The organism is Mycolicibacterium frederiksbergense (genome assembly GCF_012223425.1).
Lineage (GTDB): Bacteria > Actinomycetota > Actinomycetes > Mycobacteriales > Mycobacteriaceae > Mycobacterium > Mycobacterium frederiksbergense.
In genome coordinates, this window is record NZ_CP038798.1 from 159,120 (window position 1) to 178,669 (window position 19,550).

Below are 19,550 nucleotides of genomic sequence, written 5' to 3' on the forward strand. Positions count from 1 at the left end.
ACGACCGCAGGGCGGTCGCAAATGGTTAGTCAGGCTCACCGCAGCCACCTGCGGTGAAGTCTCTCCACGGGATGAAGCGCCAACGTCCGTCTGGTCGCGGGCAGAAGAACCCCCAACCCTGTTGGTGCGCACCGGTGATGACGACACTCAGACAGGGCCGTTCGCGGCCCGCGTCGTCCCGCAGCAGTTCCACACGGTGACGGTGATAGGCCGACCGGTAGGCCAGGCTGCCCGGACCGCGCCACTGTGCGCCGCGCTCGGTGACGTCGAAGTAAGCACCCGACAGGACGAGGCTAAGAAATCGCCACGGATGATTGTGAAGCGCCGGTGGGTCATCTGAGCCGATGAAGCGATGCAAATAGACGTTCACCCAACGGTTTTGGGGAACCAGAAACCAGCGATGCAGGTAGTCGCCGCGTTCGCAGCGGATCACTTGATGCGGACGTCTGCTGCGCAGTGTCTGTAGCCATGAGCCCCGCTCGGGGGTGCTTATTTCTGCGCTCACGGCGACACCGTCCCGCCTGGTGCGCCGACACCGCGAAGCCGAACCTGTTCACGTCCTTGTCTCGCCGGGAAGGTCGGCGCGATGCCCTCCACTGCGTCGCGGGCAGCGGTGTGGGCACGCACGACCCGGCGCGGAGACCCTGTCGGGCAAGGCGGCAACCACTGGACGGCCGCGCCGAGACGGACGCTGCCCATGCCCCGATCGCCAGTGGTACGCGTTTGTCCCATGTCCACAGCTTTGCAGACAAAGGCAGGTGCAGCAAGACGTAAACGTGTTAGTGTGCACGTATTGAGTTATTAGGAGGCTGACATGAGTACCGACCCCACAGCCCGTGACGCTCTCGACGAAGCCCGCCGCGAGATAATCGCCGCCCGCGAAGCCGCTGAGCACGGTGACGAACACCGTCGTACTCAGTACGCGCGCTCGGCGATCGACAGCGCCGCGACCACTCTGCTCGACCCATCGGCCAGCAAGCCTGAAGTGGTCGCCGCGCGCTTCTTTCTTCAAGAGGGACTTGCCCTGGACGGGCGCGCCAACAGCTGTGGCGCAGACAGCATCCACACCGACGAGGAAGTCAGCGCACTCTCCGAAGACCAGCAGACCTGGCTGCGCAACTACCTCCACACCCAACGTGACCGGCAACCTGTCCAAGCTGGCCAGGACGCCGGCATCGGCATCAGTCGCTGACTCGCGGATTACCGCGCCGGCCGTCAAACGGAAAGCCCCCTTCTCCGAGGGGGCTTCCTTGTTGTCAGCGGGCGGTTCCCTTGGCCCGCGGTGTGGCGTAGCCGCCCGCATCCAGGAGCGGGGCGCCGCCCTCGTCGAGGAACGCTGACGTGAGGTCAGACACGCTCCACCGGAGGAACTGCGACAGCGGCACCAGTGCGGCGACGCTGAGGATCGCATCAGGAGCCGCGGCGACCGGACCGGCGTCCACACGGCTCAACGTGCGGTATCCGCCCGACATCTCCCCGAGGCTGTAGCCGGGGGCCAGCCATCGGCGCGACGTCGGCAGCTCCAAGAACGGCAATCCCCCGTCGTCACGTATCTCATCGGCCATCACGGCGAGCAGATGGCGTTCCAGAACTGCCACGTCGGCGACGAACAGGAGCGGGCGCTCACCGCCGGTCTCCGGGTCGGACTCGGTCAATTCGAGGCGGTCGGCGCCGCGCCTGCGGATGAAGTATCTGCTCTGATGGGCGGCCGCGGACCGCAGCATCATCTCGCCGCTGTCGGAGGTGATCAGGCTGTAGTTGGCGGCCTGAGCCCAACGTTGGCAGGCCTCGCTCAGTGGGGGTGGTGCCGGCACACCTGCATTGTGGGCCAGCAGCGTCGGTACGGTTACGCCAAAGCGCTGGTGCGGGAATGTCGGGGTGTTGCGGTCATGTCGCGGCCTCGGCAGCGAGGCGGGAGCGCCTGCCCATCTCGGCGTCGACCACGGCCGCCCGGCTCGGCGAGGTGTCGCGGAGCATTTTCGCCCGCAGTTCGTCGAGCCCTCTCGGCGCCCAATCCTCGCGCCAATCATCAGGTCCGTAGTCCACGAGCAGGATGGTGCCGTCGTCGTTGGTCACGACCTGCCCCGGCTCCCGCTCTGGCTGCGGCTTCGCTGGTGCATGTTCCATCAGCGGGTCACGCTGGTGCGGAAAGCCGGTGGCGTCGCCTGCTCGAGCCCGTTGTACAGGTCTTCTCGGGTGATCAGGAGGAGGTCGTCTTCGGAGATGGAGTCTCCCAGGGTGGTGTCGCTGAGGTCCAGGTCGTCGAGTCCCAAGCTGTCCAAGACGCGGACGTCGCGCACGATTTGAGCCTTCTCCAGGATGTTGCGCACGAATCGGCCATTGTTGAGCTCGTCGATGGCCCGAACGGTGTCCCCGTCCGCGTTGACCTTGGTCTGGTTGTAGAACCGTGTGAAGGGTTGCAGCAGAACCGATTCCATAGCGCCCGGCTCTACGATGCTGCTGTCGCGGGCCAAGATTGCGTGTGCGATGGCGATGAGTTTGTCTGGCGGGTAGGAGCTGAACTGGATGGTGGTGGCGAAGCGACCTTGCAGGCCCGCGTTGGAGTCGATCACCTTCTGACATCCTCGCGGATAGCCCGCGGCGATGAACACGGCCTTGTCCCTGTTGTTCTCCATCCACGGGACGATGGCGGCGACAATGGCCTGGCCGATCGGGTCGCCGCCGGCATACCCTCCGTGCAAGAGTTCACCGAACTCGTCGAAGAAGACGGTCTTTCCGATGGCTCCGGCGAGGAATTCGCGCGTCTGGGTTTCTACGGAGCCCACGAACTGCCCGGCCAGCGCTTCCTTGCTGGTTTCGAGCACGTCGCGGTCGGGCAGGATCCCCAACCCGCAGAACGTCCTCGCGATGACGCGGGCGACCTCGGTCTTTCCAACTCCAGGAGGGCCCATCATCAGCAGATGGTTGGTGACCGCCGAGCTGGCGTGGCCCTTGCGTTCCCGCAGGATTCGGGCCACCGTGGTGGCCTTGAGTGAGCGCACCTGCTGCTTGACCTCGTCAAGGCCGATCATCGCTTTGAGGGTGGCCTCGGCCTCGGCGAGATCCTGGCGGGCGTCGGAGGCATGCTGATCGCCTTGACGTTGTTCCGGGGTGCGCCCAGTCGTCGGGTCCCACGGGTCGACGCGCGTGTCGATGGTGGCGTTGTCGACGACCTTGATTCCGAACGTGGGATCCGATATCGCCTTTCGCGCCAGCTCGAAATCGGGCCAGCGCATGGCGACGTCGCCAAGAATCTGCCGCGCGGTGTCTTCGTCACCCTGTGCTCGGGCAATCAGCGCTCGCTGAAAGGTGGCGTCACGGGTGATCAGGTCGGGGCCATAGGTGTTGTCGCAGGCGACGTCCACCGCTGCCGCAGCCCGGTCCCACATCCCCAGGTGCGCAGCAGCCTTGGCTTCCAGCAGTGCACCTGCCCGGCTCAAGAGTGCATCGGCGAACCACCCGTCTCGTCCCGCGACACTGGCCAGCACATCGGGCCACCGTTCGGTCATCTGCATCAGCACACCGCGCGTGTACTGGACCTTGCCATCGGTGCCCAGCCCGGCCAGCCGCGTGTTGGCCTCGGCGAACTTGTTGTCGGCCAGCAGAATTCCGACGTAGGCCAATTGGGCGGTGATGGCGTCCTCGATCCGCCAGCGCAGATACTCCACCTCGAAGGTGACGTCCAAATCGGCCACGCGCACGTCAGCTCCAGAGGTGCGCAAGTCCATGCCAAGCCGCTCGCGCGCGTCGGCGAGTCGGGCGACCGTGGCCGCCGCGCGGTCACCCGCAGCCATGCGACCGAGCCACGCGTCGGCCATGCCAGGATCGTCGTCGGTGGCCAGCTTCAAGACCTCCAGAGCGCGCTTCGGGTTGGTTCGCAGGGTCTTCATGCCCGCTCGCAGGGCGTCTGTGCTGCGCTGACTCATCGTCGTGTGCTCCTGGACGGTTGGAGGAGGTGGGACAGAGTGTGAGCTTCGTTGCGTGGTCGGATGATTCCCAGCGTCATGGGCCTCGGCCGTGCGGGGGTCTCCACGGCGATGTGATTGGGGCCGACTTGTCGAATGCGGATGTCGGCGTCCTCGGGTAGCGCTTCGTCGGGCAGCATCACAGAGACCAACGCATGACCGCGCTCTCCGCTCTCGCGTAAGACCTGCTGGGGTTGAGGACCGTCGGCCACGATCAGCGTGGCCGCCATGGAGCGTTCCTGATTGCGGGCCATGCTGATGCGAATGTTGTCGCAGATCGGCTGCCACGGGGCGGGGCGTCCGGTGTGGATCTCGGCGGTCGCCCCGGCGGAGGTAGCGCGTAGCACCAAGGCTTCCACGACGTCGAGATCCGCGGCGATGGCCACGCGTACGAATTTAAGTGGGTCGGTCCAGTTCAGCAGCAGCGGAACGCCGGACAGTTCGGCCATGCCGTGCAGGAAGCCGGTGGGCCCGACCTGGACGGGAAGCGGTGCACTCTTGAGTGGACGCATCGACAGCGGCACGGTCACCGAGCGATCACCCAACGGCAGGGTGGCCGCCAGGGCGTCGAACGCCTGGCCGGGCACGGTTTGCAGCGTCGACAACGGTGGATGAGTCAGATGCGTCGGCGTGTGTACGCGCACCAGCGCCCCGATCATCAGTTCCCCAGTCTCGGAGTGTCGTGTCATACGCACCAGCACAACGGCTTTCGTGGCGCGGATGGTCCATACGTCGTTGAGCATCCGAGTGCTCAAGTCGGCTCCAGACATCCGGTAGGGAGTCACGTAGTCGTCGCCGATGCGTAGATCGTTCCATCGTTCTTGGTAGTCGGCCAGGTCGTGACCGGCCGCCAGGCTGGTCATGGCCTGGCGGATCTGCTCGGTGCTGCAGGTGACCGCGCGGCATCCGGCGCGGACCGCGGCTTGGCGGATTCGTTCGGTGGCCGCTGCGATGGCTTCGCCGACGCTGTGGCGGTAGAGCATGGCGTCCAGGCATGCGGTCGGCCGCAGTCGCAGCACCAGCCAGGTGAAACGCTCACCGACTGCTGCCCGGTCGGCGACGGTTTCCTCGTAGCGGCCGGTGAACTGGCCGTCCTGGGCGGTACGTGTGCCACTGCTGATGGTGTCGATGGAGTGCAGTTCCAGGCCGCCGAACTGCTCGAGCAGCGCCCCGCACACACTGAGCGGCACGGTGTCGATCGACTCCGCTCCGTCGGAGACCAGCACCGTGGGTGCGTACTGCCGTCCGTGCAGCGCGATCATGGTGATCGCGTACTCGCCGTCCCACATCAGACCCCCGGGGCCCACTCCGGGTAATTCGGCCTCGAACGGGGTGGGAACACCGGCCCGCGCGCGCCGGGTCTTGTCGCTGCGGCGAGCTCGTCGCACCCGCCATGCGCGGGTGAGCCACGTCCAGCCGGTCGCGCCGCGATACATCAGGCCTACGACGAGGAACACCAGGGCTGCGATCGGGATCAGCGCCCACCAGGGCAACCGCGAGACGAACGGCGCCACGACCAGCGCCGCGGTGACTTCGGCGATGACTGCCCGGCGTAGCGGCAGCCGGAATTGCCAGCGTGGCAATCGCTCCCCCGGCGTGCCCTGCGGCGCGGTCTCCGCGTGGGCCGTCGGGTTGGTCAACTCAATCAGTGTCATGCCTGCCGCCGTTTCCGAGTGACTGTGGCAATGAAGAACAGCGTGACGAGTACCCCGACTGCCGTGCCGGCGCCAACAAGGGCGACGATCATCGGCCGATGGTCGGGTGGCGGTGGCGGTGGCGGTGGGTGCAGGGGCCGGGTGAGATGTTCGACCGGTTGAGCCGGACCCAGTGGCACGTCATAGTTGAGCGCGGCCACCGGGTCGATGGCCCCGTACCCCATGCGGTTGTCCACCACCGCGCCCCCGGCGACGTCCTGCGGGGAGGCCGCCGGTGAGTGGGCGGTTGCCTCGATGCGGCGGATCACCTGCGCAGCAGTCAGGTTGGGGTACTTCGAGCGGATCAGCGCGGCGAGACCGCTGACGTACGGCGCGGCGAACGAGGTGCCGTTGATGGGCCGCAGCACTCCGGCGCGTGCATCGAAGGTCGCGTTCATCACCCCGCCTTTGTCGTCAAGACCCTCGATGAACACCCCGGGGGCGGCGGCCCCGATCCAGGGCCCGGACAGACTGATCTCGCGGTTGTTGGTGTCTACGGCGGGCTGGCCGCTGCCGTCGGTTGCGCTCACCGAGAGCACGTAGTCGGAGAACCACGCCGGGGTGGATATGGTCACCACGCCGTTCCAGTTCCGGGGGTCTTTGGCGCTGGTGGCGTCGATGTCGGGATTCTGCGCGCACCCGGCACCGCCCAGGTTGCCACCGGCGGCGACGACGACCATGTCCTTGTCCACCGCGGCGTAGCGAATGGCCGCCCCCAGGGTGGTCTGGTCAACGGGTTTGAGGACCGGGATGCAGCTGACGATGGAGATGTTCATTACTTTGGCGCCCGTATTGGCGGCCAGGACAACGGCTTTGGCCAGCGAGGAGACCGTTCCGGCACGCCGGTCGGCTTCGACGTCGGCCGAGGACGGGTTCACCGGCACCCATGCTTCTGAGGACTGGCGGATGGAAATGATGTCGGCGTCGGGGACCACGCCCACCAGACCGTCGGTTTGGCTCGGTTGTGCGCCAAGGATGCTGGCGACCACAGTGCCGTGAGCATCGCAGTCCTGCAACCCATTTGCCGCTTCGTCCACGTAATCGCCGCCTCCATGGACGTGAGGTAGCCGCGGTGAGACGTTGACCCCGGTGTCGACCATCGCGATCGTCTGACCGGCCCCCCGCCCTGCGGATTGCCATAGGGCGGGAATGTCCATGAACGCTTGTGACGCGGTGGGCGCCCCCAGATCGGTGTCGGGCATCAGGCCCGAGGGAGTGCACACATGTTCTTGACGCAGCGGCAATTCCGGTCCCAACGGCAGCGGGTCGGGGACCGCACCCGGATCGATTACCGGGGGTGGGATGGCCCCGGCAACACCCGAGCTGACCGGGATGATCATCACCAACGAGCTGATCGCGGCAGCGCACAACGCTCTCCGGCTCCACGACGGCCCGGTCATGACAGCGCCGTCCGGGCCAAGAAGTACAGGTTGAGTAGCCATACGGTGACCGGAAACACCAGGAACAACAAGAGGTACTCGAACCATTCCAGCAACTTGCGGAACGGTGCGGAAAACGGCCGCTGCGGCACGATGGCCGCGATTGCCAGCGCCGACAGTCCCACGGCGATGATGATCCCGCCGATGATCAGGCTGACCGTCGGATTGTCGCTCGACAGAGCATATTTGAGGCCGAGGGCGGCCGTCATAGCCAGTGCGGTGCCCACGACGGTGACCGCCGCAGCGCGGTCGTCCAGGGCGCGCCCGCCCAGGACGAGGATCGTGGCGATGCCGAGCACGAACACTGTGCCCAAGATCCAGCGCCCTTGCCCGGGGATGACTACTCCCGCGGCGCCGAGGACGAAGAAGGGCGCCACCGCCGCGACGATGGACTGGAGATAGCCGTTGGCCGCCTCAGAAGCTCGATACAGATCCTTCGTGCTGGGGGTGCCTTCGGTTTCGGCGGCCACCAACGCTTCGGTCGCGATGCCCTCGGCGTCGTCGAAGACCAACTTGCCGGTCACCGTCGGAAAGTTCGGCATCGGAACCCGGGCGAGCAGACCCGACAGCGACTCGACCTTCTTGAGCAGAATCAAGGCCACGACCAAGGCGCCAACCCACAGGTAGTGCATCTCGATACCGATCGCGTGCAGGACGCCCAGCAGCGCCGCACCCAGGCACACCAACGTCAGCCAGGCCAGCACCGCAGCCGGTGCCGGGGACAGTGCCCACAAGGCGATCGCAGCCACCATGGTCAGCGTCGCCGCGAGGACGACGTGCCACGCCCCCGCCGGTCCGGGCACGGCGGTGTAGCCCGCCACTGCGATCGCGGTCAACGCTCCCGCCCACAGGCCGTAGGCCATGACTGCCACATGCTGGCGCCACCACGCCGCGGCGCCACCGAACAGCAGCACCACCGCCAGCCCCGCGGCTGCCGCCGGGGGGACCAGCGGCCAATAGGCACCGGCACGCTGTTCGAGGATCCACACCCAGAACAACAGCCCGGACACGATTACTGCCGCGGTCGCGGCAGTCACCGAGGCCACGGTCAGTGCCGTGCGGGCGGTGACCGATTTGAAGCGTTGAGCGTTGAAGTGGGCAATGGCCGAGGAGGCGTTCTCGATCACTTCGGTGAAGGACACCTCGGCGTCGTCGACCTCCAAGATCAACAGGCTGCCGTCGGTGATGCCTTGTTCGCGCAACGATTGACCGCGAGTCAAGACAGCGCCACCGACCCGCTTGAGCGACACCGTGCCGGGGGTGATCAGGTCGTTTTCGTCCGGGCTGCGGACCTCGTCGCCGGCACTCGCCACCTGGGCCAGCACCTCGTTGACCACCGTGGCCACCGCTTCGGTGGCTGGCAGGACCAGATCGGTCTGCCGATCTCCGAACAGCACCGCCACACGGACCTGCTCCCGTAGCCGCACCTGCGCGGCCGGCCGAATGCCGGTGCGCTCCGATACCGCGCTCACTGCCGCGTACCCCATTGGCCGTTGTTGGGCTCACCCCACGAACCGGGGTAGCCGCCGCCTTGTGTGGGCGGGCGCGGTGGCTGTCCCGCCGGCGGCCCGATGACACGTTGCTGGCGTGCGGCGGGATCGCGGTCGGTGGCGCGGGCAAATCCGTCGGCCAACGACGCGGCGGCTTCGATGTAATGCAACGCGGTTTCGGGCTGCAACCGGTCAAACTCGATGGGGACCGCATCACTGAGATGCGGATCGAAGTCGATCGTGTGTACCGACCGCACCGTGCGCTCGAAGTCGGCGTGCAGTTGCTTGACTTGCGCGCTGGCGTTGACCTTGTTGATGTTGCTGACGATCACGACCGCCTCGCGCACCAGATGCGGATAGCCGCTCTCCAACAGCCAGTTCAAGGTGTCGGCCGCGCCCTGGGCTCCGTCGAGGCGCGTTGTGGACGGCACGACGATCGAGTCGACCCGGACGTGCTCGAGCAGCGCATGGGTGAGGTCGTCGTCAAGCTGGTTGCCGCAGTCGACGATGGCGATGGGGTACTGGACCTGCAATTTGGACCACGCCGTGATCAGATCGGCTCCGGTCATCGGTTTGCGGCCCTTGTCGCTGCCCAGTACTTCCAGACCCGAATGATTGTCCTTGCCGAGATATTCGCGAAAATCGCTGTAATCACGCAAGTTTTGGTCGCTGTTGAGTCCGCGCCACGACATGGTGGACGGCTCGTCGATACGGCGTGCCAAGTTGCCGTTGGCCGGGTTGGCGTCGATCGCCACGATCTTCTCGTCGCGGTACTTCGCCAGCGCCGCGCCCAGTAGCACCGTGGTGCTGGTCTTGTTGACCCCGCCCTTGGACTGCATCACGGCGATGACGTACTTGCCCCGCAAGTTGACCTTGAGCCGACGGCGCAGATCGTTCCAATGCGCTTCCTTCTTCGACAAGCCGACGTTGATCCGGGTGACCGCGTATAGGCCGTGCCGCCAACCGGTTTCGGGCACCGGCTTGTACGGTCCGGCGATCTGGCCCTCGTGAATCTGGGCGCGCATCGCACCGACCGAGGCGAACGGGTCGTTCTCCACGCGCGCACCGTGGCGAGCCTCGTCGGCAGCTGACGGACCGTAGCCGGGCGGAGCTGCGGGTGGGGTCCGGGCTGGCGCAGCATCCCGGCCTGGGGCCGCCAAACGGCCCTTCTTGGCGCGGTGGCCCGCCGTAAGACGGCGGCGGGGGCGGGGGCGGCGGATTGTTGAACGTTCGGGGTGGCGGCGCGGTGTGGCGTCCACCCTCGGGGTCCTGAGCGCCCCCCTGCCGTGGCCGGGGAGCGGCGGCGCCGTAGTAGCTCGTCGTGGCCTCCGACGCCTGCCCCCCAGACGGTTGCTCGGCGTTGCGCGACGACGGTGGCTCGACGTTGCGCAAGGCCTCCATGTCGCGGCGCATCTGCTCACGACTGACGACCTGTGTGTGTCCTTCGGCGTCAAGGGGCACAACGGGTTCCGCTGAAGACTGAGCTGGTACGTAGGACTGTGGTTCGGGTGATCGTGGGGCCACGGGGGCACCCTCGCGCGGCCCGTCGGGCGGGTCGAACGGCGATACGGCCACAGTTGGATCCTCGGCACCGTCGCTGCGCGGTGGCGGTGGAGGCGGGGTCGATCCGTCGCCGACGTACTGGTCGTAGAAGTCGTTCTCTTTGTTGCTCTCGCTCATCTGTTCTCCCAAACATCGTGTCGAGGCTGAGCCCGACTCCCCCAACAATCCCTACACTGAAAATAACACAACTGCGGCAATCGACGCAGTACGTGAACACATGAATTGTGTTTTTATTTGGATCGGGAGTGTCCCTCCCAGGTGGTGCCCACGGTGGCCACCAAAGCCCGCAAGGCGTTCCCGCCCGCGTCCGGAGTGCCCGGGACGATCTGGGTCCACCACGTACGGTCCTCACCGAGGATCGGGCCGGTGACGATGCGACCCTCAGCGGTGTCGGTGACCGCCGCCGACGCCATCGCGACGTGCTCTCCGCGGGAATCATGGATGGTCAACGCAAAGCTGACCTCCATCAGCGGCTGATCGGCCGCCAAGGTCAGAATGCGACGTTGGTCAGTGTTGAGGTTGAGTGCGGCCAGCGCAGCAGCCGGGGTGTGGTCGCCGACGACGATCTTGGCGAAGCTGTCGACCAGGTCGGCGGTGCGCACCGTCACCGGCGGCAGCGACGCCGGCTCGACCGGGCCTCGCCCCCGGTCGCAGAGCACCATGATCCGTTCGAACAGCGCGCGAAGAGACGGCACGGTAGCCACCTCCTCGATGGTGACGTCTTCGGCCACCTCGGGACCGCTGCGCGAAATGGCAGCGTGGGACTTGCCGCGGCGGGCGATCACCATCCGCATGAACTCCACACCGGGGCGCTTCACGTCCACGGTGAGCGCAATATCGGGGGAAGAGAGAGTTTCAAGCCAGCGCGCCACCGTCGGGTGCACAGTGTCCTCGTCGAGGATGGCGCCCGCTTCACGCAGAACCTCAATTCCAGGATGGCCGGTGGGTCGGCCGCTGGCGGACACGTAAGGCCGCAGCAGCATCGCCGGGGGCAACAACTCGATGCCGCACAGCGCTTGCAGCAGCCAGGCGCCCTCGCGCGTGGTGTCGATCGCGGTGATGGCCCGAGGCCCGGGAACGGGCGGCGGGGGGCGCTTGATGAACGACGGTGGTCGGGTCACGGGTGGGCCAGCCTCTGCTCGGGTATTAGACAGTCTCTTTTTCGCCACAGCGGCCCGGCGTCAGGCTGGTCCACGCCGTTGTCGGCGCGTCCAGCCCTTCGCCGGGCCGCAGAGTTAGCTCGGTTCAGCAGCGCAGCTCAGTACTGCGCTGCCGACTTACCGTCAGCGTCGGTCATGCCGTCATTGGCCTGCATCAGCACCATGCCGGCCTTCTCGATGGTCTGCTTGCTCTGGTCGTACTTCTGGTTGAGCGAGGTGATGACCTCCTGGAACGCGTCCGAGCCCCTACCGCCGAAGTTGTCGGCGTTGGCGTTCACCGTCTGCAGGGAATGCTGGTGGTTGGATTCGGTCTGACTTGCGGCTTGGCCGATCTGCTGAGCCGCATCCGCGATCGCAGCGGTGTTGTAGTGAATGACTCCGTCTGACATGAGGGTCCTTTCGGTGACCTGAGGATTGTGGGGTGGAAGTGCGAGCGCTTAAACGATCAGGTTGCCGACACCGCTGATCATCGCGCTGCCATGCTCGTCGGCGCTGGACAGGATCTGGGCGTTGTTGCCCATCTTGTGCGAGTGGTCGGCGAAGGCGGTAGCGAACTGCTGACCCTGGTGTTGTAGCTGCTCGCCGACGTTCTGCATCGCCGTGCCTGCTCCACCTCGCAGCGCCGGGGCGAGCCCCTCCAACGTGCTGCCGAGCGACTTCATGATGGCGGCCTGCTGATCGGAGATCTCCTGCAGGCTGCCGGCGTCGCGGCCGATGGCCTCAATGTCGCCATGGATGGGTCCAGTCATGGAATGTCCTTTCAAATAAGGGATTTGGTGAAACTGTTATGAGCCCAGGTGTGCGGATGTTCCGCATTGGGTGTGGACGTCGGTGTCACGTTGTTCGCTCGCCGACCCCCTCCCCCGGTCGGAAGACCGCCCCCCCGCCCCCGGTGATCACCGGAACCGCCGCGGGTGCCCGGTAGAGGGCCGCCAGCGAAGTCAGCGGTGTGTTCTTGCGCTTGGCTTCCTCTTTGTTCTGGTCCCCAGCGGCGGCGTGCCCCATCGGACCCATCATGGCTCCGCTGCTGCCCATCCCGGCGCCGCTGACTTGAGCGCCGGAAGCCAAGCGTGCTTCGTTGACGCGCGACAACGCGGACTCGGGCGTGGAGGACGCCGCGTTGATTGCCGGCGAGGAGCCAAAGCTGGCCGGTCCACGCAGAGCGCCGATGCCGCCGCCGAGCCCGCCGCCGCCACCACCGGCGCCTCCTCCACCGACGAGGTTGGCCGCCACCGGCCCGCCAGCCGCGGGGGTGGCCGTGAGCCAGTCCGCGGTGGTGGCCGACGCCAGCGCATCGGCGGGATTGCCGCCCATGCCCCCTTGCAGAAGCGACATCAACGGCTGCATGGCCTGCTGAGGGAACTGGGACAAGCTACTGAGCGGTCCTCCCTGCCCCAGCTGGCCGGCCATGCCGCCGATCTGCCCCAGCGGACCCATGAACGCGTTCATCGCCCCTTCGCCGCCGCCACCAAGCAGGTCTGATGCCTTCTCTTGCGGTGCAGGCATCGACGGTGTGGCGCCGCCGGTGGCGGTAGCCGGGGGTGGAGGCGGCAACGGGGGCAGGGCCTGGATCGGCATGGACGCCGCGGCGTACTCGTACTTGTTCGACGCCGCAGTCACCCACATCCGGCCGTAATTCGCCCGATTGACACCGATCGCGGGGGTGAGCATGCCCAGGAAGTTGTTCGCTTGGAGCGTGCCGTGCTCCACCTGGTTCTCCCCGATTTCCCCCGGCGTAGGGGTGGCAGCCTTGAGGGTCTCGAACGCCAGGGCCACCTCGTGGATGACGGCTGCTTGGGCTTCGATCTGACCTGCCGCAGCGGCCTGCCAGAGCATCAACGGCACCTTCGACAGCACCGCGAGCTGACCGGTCGGGTCAGGCCACGACATGGCCAGGGCCGAGTTGATCGCTTCCTGACCTCCCAGGTTGGCGATCAGCCCCGCAGCCACGGCGACCAGATTCTCCGCGGCAGCCACGAAGCTGGACGAGCCAGGTCCGAACCAAAAGCCCGCACTGTTGAGCTCTGGTGGCTCCGCACCCCATTCAGGCATCGTGTGGCCTTAATTCCCCGTGATCAATCAGCGGTCGGTTAGAGGATTCCGCCGATGGCGGTGTAGTTCATCGCATCGGCGAGGTCTGTGATGACCGCTGAAGCGCCCATCGCGACGCCGTGCTCGGCATGGAACGCGGCACCGGCTTGGATGACCGCTGAGGCCTCCGTCGCCAGCGTCATGATCTTCGCGGCGTTGGCCGCGCTGATCTCCTCCAGGCCCGGGGGGACCACGGCCGCCGAGGCGGCGGCCTGGCCACCGTGCGCTGCGGCTTCACCGGCCAGGCCCGCGGCCGCGCCCGACGACCCAGTGACCGCTGCGGGCTCGATCATGATGAAAGGGTCCATAGGAAACTCCTCACTTTCAGGTGGGACTGCTTTGCCGACAGTCTATACACGACGAAGCAGATAACGGAACACGTAAACGTCTGCTTGTTCACGAATCATGCAGTTTTCAACAGCAGTAGGCGGACACCGCCGTTTGCTACCTCCACGATACGGCCGTATTGACGTAGCCGACGACACCAATTTCCGGGCATCAGTCCACCGCCGGCGGGAGGGCAACCTGAATGAGCTGACCTCCTGCTTTGCGGAGATACAGTTCACCGCGGCCCGGGATGCGCGCCGCCGGGCGGACCTGGTCGATGATGACTTCCTTCCTGTCACCGTCGAGCACCAACACCGACGTACCGCCGCGCTGCATCGCCTGGATGAGCTTGTTCGATCCGCCGCGGGCGTACCAGCCTTCGCTGGTCACCGACGCGATCACGTGCACGTCGAGGTTGCGTGCCGCCTCCACCGCCGGCATCAGCGGCTGCAGCACCGTGGTGGTGGGCCCATTGGGACTCAACGCCGTCAAGTCGTCGACCAGGATGAACCACTTGGGGCGCACAGGCTTCCAGTTCCTGAGCTGGCGAGGATCCAGACCTTCCGGAGGGCGACGTTGCTCTAGCAACTGCGCGATCTGGGTCGCCGCAGTTCCGATCTTGGTGTGATCGGTCTCCCACACCGTGCGGTACTCGTCGGCCAGGGCGTCACCGATCGAGAAGTCGGGGTCGAACATCATCACCTGGGCCTGATCCGGGGTGTAGGTCTCCATGATGGCCGCGCACACCGTCCGTAGGAACACGCTGCGCCCGGCCTTGGTGGTACCGGTGCAGAACGCGTGCGGGTAGAGCTCCAAATCCAGCCAGGCCGTGGACATGTCGCGCTCACCGATACCGATCCGCAGCGCATGCCGCGGCGCGGTGGCAGGCAGCGGCGCGAGGTCGGTGAAGGCCACCTCGGCGGGCAGCTGCTGCAGCTGTGGCGCAGGACCGAATCCCCGTTGAGCCCACTTCTGGGCGATCAGTGACGCCGTCGCCTCAGTGGCAGCCACCTCACCGCCGACGTGCGCGACCTTAGACACATAGGGCACCGCGACGAGCATGTGCTTACCCGGCTTGACCACCCCACGCCCCTTCTGGTCGTCGGGAACGGTCTTAGCCACCGCGCGGTCCATCAGCGAATCGTTGTTGTTGGCCAGGCGCAGCTCGACTTTGGAACCCAACTTCGATTCGGCCTTCATGCCCATCCAGCTGTCGTTGCTAATAAGGACGTGCACGCCGAAGTTCAGGGCTCCGTCGGCCAGCGCGTTGATCCGGTCGTGGATGGCAAGCAGTTCGGTTTTGATCGCCGTGATGTTGTCGACGACGAGGAACACGTCGCCGTGGCCGTCCTCGGGCACCGGTCGCCGAGTGGGGCCGAACTTGTTGTCGCGGAAGCGCGACAGATCCATCCCCGATTGCTGACCGTCAGCCGGGTCAACCCACCGCGTCCAGTCGCGCTTGCGGTTGCGCAGGATCCGCTCGACCTCGGAGACCACCCGCTGAATCTTCTCCTCGTCACCGGTGCCCGCGATGCCGCACACGTGCGGCAGCCCGGCCACGCTTTGCAGCTTGAGGCCGCCAAAGTCGATGCCGTAGAACTGGACCCGCTGAGGCGAGTTGGCGGCTGCCAGAGACATGATCACCGTGCGCAGCGCGGTCGACTTACCGGCCTGCGGGGCTCCCGCCACGCCGCCGTTGGTGTCGATGAGCGAGAGCGCCACGACGTCTTGGGAATGCTCGAACGGATCGTCTTCACGGCCGTACGGGGCGACCAAGCCAGAGTCCTCGGTGAACTCGTCCCACGGACGATTCCAGTATTCGCCCAAGATGACGTCGAGTGTCAGCGCGGTGGTGTCGTCGAGCGCGGGCCGCCACATGCGGTGACCGCGCGGCACGGTTCTGGCCGCCTCAGTCATTCGCTCGACCATCAGTTCAGCCACGGCGGGTGCGTCGGGTTCGGGTGTGGTGTCGAGCGCGAGCACCGCTTCCTCGTGCTCCAGGTCGCTTTCGTTGACCACGGTGTCGGGCAGGGGCGCCAGCACGCTACTGAATTTGGTGACCGGCAGGTAATGCCCTTCGGTGCGATCGCGTTCTGTGGCATTCATTTTCGGGGCGATGAACTGCCCACTGGCATAGAAGCTGCGATAGCGCGTGTGATCACCATCGACGACGAGGAACGCCGAGCCTTGCGGGGCGTTCTTCAATTCTTCCCATGCTCGAGTAGAGCCGATCGCCGCGCGGGATTCGCCGGCATCCTTGACCTTGAGGCCGATGGCAAACGTTTGCTGGGCGATCATGCCGGCCATCTTGCCCACCTCCATGCGCTGGCTGGCGTTGAGGATGTGAATCCACAGTGACCGGCCCAAGCGGGCGACCTCGTCCATCACCTTGGCCATCTCTGGCACCAACTCGAGCATTTGGGAGAATTCGTCGAGAACCAGCAGCAGGGCGGGAATCGGTTCCAGATCGGTGCGCCCCGAGGTCCTGGCTTTCTCATAGGACCGGACATTGGCGAACCCCGTGCGCCTGAGCAGCTCCTGGCGACGCTGCAACTCACCGCGGAGCACCAGCTTGAAGCGGTCAAGCTTGTGCTGAGATTTCGACAGGTTCGAGATGATCCCGTCGCAGTGCGGCAAGAACTCCAGAGGCCCGAAGGCTGACTCGCCCTTGAAGTCTCCCAACAGGATACGAAGCTGCTCAGGAGAATGTGTCGCGCACAGAGCAAGCACGGTGGAGATCAGGTGCTCCGACTTGCCCGAACCGGTCTGCCCCACCATCGACCCGTGCGGCCCAACTCCGTCCTCGGCGCCCTCCTTCATGTCCAGATACACCAGACGGCCATCGACGGCCTTGCCGATCGGCGCACGTAGCCGATTGGCCGGAGAGAGACTGTTCCAGTTCAGCGTCGGATTCCAGGTCCGCAGATCGTAGATCCCCAGCGCGTCGGTGAAGTCCTGCCCGGCGCGGGCCTCCTCAGCGTTCTTGGCCAGTAGCGATTCGGCCTCGTCGGTGGGGGTGAACCCCGCCAGCGCCCGCGCCAGCGCTTCGGCCTCGTAGATCGGCATGATGTCGGGTTGGGCGGCGAACCGCAGACCCGTGGGCATCGACCGGGTGACTACAACCATCAGTGAACCTCCTGACCAGCGGCCTTGAGTAGATTGATCGTGCCGTTCTCGTCGGCGGCCACGAAGAACGCCGTGGTGCCGTTGGCCAGCACGCTTTGTTCGTTGCCGGTGGCTTCCAAGACCGAAACCCCCAGTCGCCCTTGTACACCGAGGATCGGTGAGCAGTCCGCCTCGGGCAGGTCGACGACAACGACCAGGTAGCTGTCCGGCGTCGCAACGCCGTCCTGCCGAGGCTGGAACGGACCCCGTTGGGACAGCGATTCACCGAAGCGCTCCATGAAGGACGGCACGTCGGGGAACATGAGCCGCACCGGGCCACAGGCGTCGACGAACTCGCCATCGCCGGTATGCGGCAGCCACTTCGCCCACTCCCACGACTCTTCGTCGTCGGAAATGATGGCGAGCTTGACGTCGTCAGGGCCATGGAACACGCACAGTTGACAAATCATCGAGCGCAACAAACCTTGGACGGTGGACCGCATCTGCGGCTCGGCGAAGTATGCCCACCCCATCTGATCGAACAGGTGCAGCGGGCGGGGCACATCGTGCACCACGTTTTGGGCGACGAGCAGATCCCGCACGGCGACCGTGGTCACAGTCTCCCGAAACTCCGGGGGCGGAACCTTTGTCGGCGGTACCAGTTTCGTCTTGAGTCGGGTCACCCCCAACCCGAGACGGACATGACCAAAATTGCGCTCATTGGGGGTGCGCTCCCACATGCGTCCGGTGCCGATCAGCGTCGCCAAGGAACCATTGGTGGGGTCTGGATGGTGGTAGCAAATCTCGGTCGCCTGCGCGCGGCCGGCGGCGTGAATCTTGAGCCGCTGCTCGTCGAGGGTCCTCAAATTGTCGGCGCGGTCCTGATTGATGGCGGCGCCATGGTCCTTCTTTCCGCTGCCACCCATTCGGCCCCGGACAATTCCCATCAGCGAGATCAGCATCACCGGCAACAGGAAGAACGAGCCAGTCGAAAGTTGGCGGGCGCCAGAGAGATACAGCATCACCATCAGGCCCACCGCCGCTCCGACGAAGATCAGAATCCACACCCACATCGGCGGCTTGGTCGGCGTCGGACGGCTGATCTCGCACGGATCGGGCAGTTCGATCGCGTCTTCTTGGACAGAGGGTTTGCCAACTTGTTGGCGGATGAACCCGATGCGGCTCACTGGCCCGGTCCTTTCGTGGGTGCCTGCAACGCGGCGGCATTGGGATCGGGCGCAAAGCTGCTGCCGTGCTGGGCCATGGCCGCGTCCTTGGTCAGCGCGGGTCCCGCCGGAAGCCACTTGATCACCGCCCACGGCGCCGGGGTGGGTGAGGCGGCCTTGAGTCCCAGCGACTCCCGGCTCTGATCGTTTCCGCCACCGGTCGGTACGCCAAAGCGCGCGCCGTCGTTCCCGATGAACCACAGGCTTTCCCCGCGCACCGAATCCGGCTGGACGCCGGTCACCTGAACGAAGTTGGCGGACTCCGGGTCGACGTAGACCCCATCGGCCGTGTTGTCCCCGGAACTGACGAAGGGCACCACGCGGTTCTCATCACCCACCGGGATCGGCAAGCGCCGTCCCGAGATCGTGCTCACCTGGGCCTGCGGCTCACCGTTGGTCTTGCGCCACATCACGCACGTCACCGGCTCAGCAGCCTTGTCCAGCAACTGCACCAGACCCGTCGGATAGACCGAGGTGTCGAAACCCACCGCTTGGGGCATCCCCGTCAAGGCCGTCGACTTGGCCTGCATGACCTGTGCCCCTGGCACCACCGCGGCGTTGATGATCATGGTGGCCACCGTCTTCGGGACGCGCTGCACCCCAGCAGGTAGCGCGACGAAGAACTGCGGATCGCCGGTCACGTCAGACACGCGCATCACGCTGCCCGACACCAGCGGCAGGTCAGCGGTGCTGTAGCTGACCGGTCCACCGGGAGTGGGAATCGCCGGTACCCGCACCGGCGCCGTGGGTGTCAACGCCTCGTACAGTGCCCGTGACATCGCCGCCGGATGCAGGTCACCGACGGGCAACCCCAGTGCCAGGGTCACCGGCTTGTCTGCAAGGTCGATCTCCGAGCGGTGCCCGTCAGTGACCAGGAAGGTTGCGCCGCCGTAGGTCATCAGCGCCACCTGCGGGGAATCAATCGTGTGTGCCCAGTCGCCGAGATCGGCCAAACCGTCGATCACGGTCACCTTCGGCACCACCTGAGATCCCTGCGAACCCAGACGATCGCACAGCGCCCACCCGGTGTCCCCGGGCGTGCGCACCGTCAGATCATTTGGTGCGCCTTGAATGCCGAGCGTCGGGCCCACCGGCGCCTTGAGAATTTCGCTCATGGGTACCAGCGTCGGATCGGCCGCCTGACCGGTGATCAGCCGGGCCGAGGCCTTGTTCAGCACCGGGTGCATCACACCGCCGACTTGGACGTAAAAGCCGCCGCCGCCGCGTGCTTCGACGAACTCGGACTTTCCGATCTGTCCGATCGGCTTGATGAAGGCCACGATGGCGCAGATCCCCACGATGGCTACCGCGGCCACGAGCCCCACCATCAGAGCCGCCGCCGAGTTCTTCGACGGATCGTGCACCAGCCGCACGTTGCGTCGACCGATCCCTACCGAAATACGATGCCGCAGAAAACGCCACGCTGAAACCTGCTCCAGCGATGCGTAATTCAAACCGCCACGTCGTGCCATCTCCCGAACCCCTCCGAA

17 protein-coding genes are annotated in these 19,550 nt (G+C 65.9%); 1 reads left to right on the top strand and 16 read right to left on the bottom strand.

The features are described 5' to 3' along the window. Nucleotides 1–25: 25 nt before the first annotated feature. Entirely contained in the window at nt 26–505 is a 480-nt protein-coding gene (locus EXE63_RS02565) for a hypothetical protein (RefSeq protein WP_168140647.1), read from the bottom strand. Between the two features lie 309 nt (nt 506–814). Between EXE63_RS02565 and EXE63_RS02570 the strand changes: the two genes are divergently transcribed. After that, a complete protein-coding gene (locus EXE63_RS02570; RefSeq protein WP_168140648.1) occupies nt 815–1,192 on the top strand; it encodes a hypothetical protein in 378 nt (125 codons plus the stop codon). Nucleotides 1,193–1,256: 64 nt separating this feature from the next. On the opposite strand, the gene EXE63_RS02575 is transcribed toward EXE63_RS02570, so the two are convergent. The 15 genes from EXE63_RS02575 to eccB form a co-directional block, all read right to left on the bottom strand. Next, nucleotides 1,257–1,814, bottom strand: a complete 558-nt coding sequence (locus EXE63_RS02575; RefSeq protein ID WP_234904152.1) for an Imm61 family immunity protein — start codon at nt 1,812–1,814, stop codon at nt 1,257–1,259. A 73-nt stretch (nt 1,815–1,887) separates the two neighbouring features. Next, the gene (locus tag EXE63_RS32760) at nt 1,888–2,127 is read right to left on the bottom strand and encodes a hypothetical protein (RefSeq protein WP_234904153.1); all 240 of its coding nucleotides are present in this window, start codon (nt 2,125–2,127) and stop codon (nt 1,888–1,890) included. Next, nucleotides 2,127–3,926, bottom strand: coding sequence for an AAA family ATPase (locus tag EXE63_RS02580; RefSeq protein ID WP_366515276.1), 1,800 nt, complete (start codon nt 3,924–3,926; stop codon nt 2,127–2,129). The genes EXE63_RS32760 and EXE63_RS02580 overlap by 1 nt, the downstream gene beginning before the upstream one ends. Then, nucleotides 3,923–5,620 (bottom strand): type VII secretion protein EccE, encoded by a 1,698-nt coding sequence (gene eccE / locus EXE63_RS02585; protein WP_168140651.1) that lies wholly within the window; start codon nt 5,618–5,620, stop codon nt 3,923–3,925. Before eccE ends, EXE63_RS02580 begins: the two co-directional genes overlap by 4 nt. Next, entirely contained in the window at nt 5,617–7,059 is a 1,443-nt protein-coding gene (mycP, locus tag EXE63_RS02590; RefSeq protein ID WP_168140652.1) for a type VII secretion-associated serine protease mycosin, read from the bottom strand. Before mycP ends, eccE begins: the two co-directional genes overlap by 4 nt. Further along, complete coding sequence (gene eccD / locus EXE63_RS02595; RefSeq protein ID WP_168140653.1) at nt 7,056–8,570, bottom strand: type VII secretion integral membrane protein EccD; 1,515 nt, start codon at nt 8,568–8,570, stop codon at nt 7,056–7,058. Before eccD ends, mycP begins: the two co-directional genes overlap by 4 nt. Further along, a complete protein-coding gene (locus EXE63_RS02600) occupies nt 8,567–9,646 on the bottom strand; it encodes a MinD/ParA family ATP-binding protein (RefSeq protein ID WP_234904154.1) in 1,080 nt (359 codons plus the stop codon). The genes eccD and EXE63_RS02600 overlap by 4 nt, the downstream gene beginning before the upstream one ends. Nucleotides 9,647–10,381: 735 nt before the next feature. Continuing rightward, nucleotides 10,382–11,272, bottom strand: coding sequence for an ESX secretion-associated protein EspG (locus EXE63_RS02605; protein ID WP_168140654.1), 891 nt, complete (start codon nt 11,270–11,272; stop codon nt 10,382–10,384). A gap of 137 nt (nt 11,273–11,409) precedes the next feature. After that, nucleotides 11,410–11,700, bottom strand: coding sequence for a WXG100 family type VII secretion target (locus EXE63_RS02610; protein ID WP_168140655.1), 291 nt, complete (start codon nt 11,698–11,700; stop codon nt 11,410–11,412). A gap of 48 nt (nt 11,701–11,748) precedes the next feature. Next, nucleotides 11,749–12,060 carry a WXG100 family type VII secretion target gene (locus EXE63_RS02615; RefSeq protein WP_168140656.1) on the bottom strand — a complete coding sequence of 104 codons (312 nt, stop codon included), beginning with the start codon at nt 12,058–12,060 and terminating at the stop codon, nt 11,749–11,751. Between the two features lie 85 nt (nt 12,061–12,145). Then, a complete protein-coding gene (locus EXE63_RS02620; RefSeq protein WP_168140657.1) occupies nt 12,146–13,363 on the bottom strand; it encodes a PPE family protein in 1,218 nt (405 codons plus the stop codon). A 38-nt stretch (nt 13,364–13,401) separates the two neighbouring features. After that, the gene (locus EXE63_RS02625) at nt 13,402–13,710 is read right to left on the bottom strand and encodes a PE domain-containing protein (protein WP_168140658.1); all 309 of its coding nucleotides are present in this window, start codon (nt 13,708–13,710) and stop codon (nt 13,402–13,404) included. Between the two features lie 190 nt (nt 13,711–13,900). Next, complete coding sequence (gene eccCb / locus EXE63_RS02630) at nt 13,901–16,855, bottom strand: type VII secretion protein EccCb (protein ID WP_168140659.1); 2,955 nt, start codon at nt 16,853–16,855, stop codon at nt 13,901–13,903. Then, complete coding sequence (locus tag EXE63_RS02635; RefSeq protein ID WP_168140660.1) at nt 16,855–18,021, bottom strand: cell division protein FtsK; 1,167 nt, start codon at nt 18,019–18,021, stop codon at nt 16,855–16,857. The genes eccCb and EXE63_RS02635 overlap by 1 nt, the downstream gene beginning before the upstream one ends. Then, nucleotides 18,018–19,532 (bottom strand): type VII secretion protein EccB, encoded by a 1,515-nt coding sequence (eccB, locus tag EXE63_RS02640; RefSeq protein WP_168140661.1) that lies wholly within the window; start codon nt 19,530–19,532, stop codon nt 18,018–18,020. The genes EXE63_RS02635 and eccB overlap by 4 nt, the downstream gene beginning before the upstream one ends. Between the last annotated feature and the right edge of the window lie 18 nt (nt 19,533–19,550).

What these genes read in the sequence shown, in the direction of transcription:
- EXE63_RS02625 (WP_168140658.1), bottom strand. Translation starts at nt 13,710, where the DNA reads ATGGACCCTTTCATCATGATCGAGCCCGCAGCGGTCACTGGGTCGTCG.
- eccB (WP_168140661.1), bottom strand. Translation starts at nt 19,532, where the DNA reads ATGGCACGACGTGGCGGTTTGAATTACGCATCGCTGGAGCAGGTTTCA.
- EXE63_RS02615 (WP_168140656.1), bottom strand. Translation starts at nt 12,060, where the DNA reads ATGACTGGACCCATCCATGGCGACATTGAGGCCATCGGCCGCGACGCC.
- eccE (WP_168140651.1), bottom strand. Translation starts at nt 5,620, where the DNA reads ATGACACTGATTGAGTTGACCAACCCGACGGCCCACGCGGAGACCGCG.
- mycP (WP_168140652.1), bottom strand. Translation starts at nt 7,059, where the DNA reads ATGACCGGGCCGTCGTGGAGCCGGAGAGCGTTGTGCGCTGCCGCGATC.
- EXE63_RS02580 (WP_366515276.1), bottom strand. Translation starts at nt 3,926, where the DNA reads ATGAGTCAGCGCAGCACAGACGCCCTGCGAGCGGGCATGAAGACCCTG.
- EXE63_RS32760 (WP_234904153.1), bottom strand. Translation starts at nt 2,127, where the DNA reads ATGGAACATGCACCAGCGAAGCCGCAGCCAGAGCGGGAGCCGGGGCAG.
- eccCb (WP_168140659.1), bottom strand. Translation starts at nt 16,855, where the DNA reads ATGGTTGTAGTCACCCGGTCGATGCCCACGGGTCTGCGGTTCGCCGCC.
- EXE63_RS02610 (WP_168140655.1), bottom strand. Translation starts at nt 11,700, where the DNA reads ATGTCAGACGGAGTCATTCACTACAACACCGCTGCGATCGCGGATGCG.
- EXE63_RS02620 (WP_168140657.1), bottom strand. Translation starts at nt 13,363, where the DNA reads ATGCCTGAATGGGGTGCGGAGCCACCAGAGCTCAACAGTGCGGGCTTT.
- EXE63_RS02570 (WP_168140648.1), top strand. Translation starts at nt 815, where the DNA reads ATGAGTACCGACCCCACAGCCCGTGACGCTCTCGACGAAGCCCGCCGC.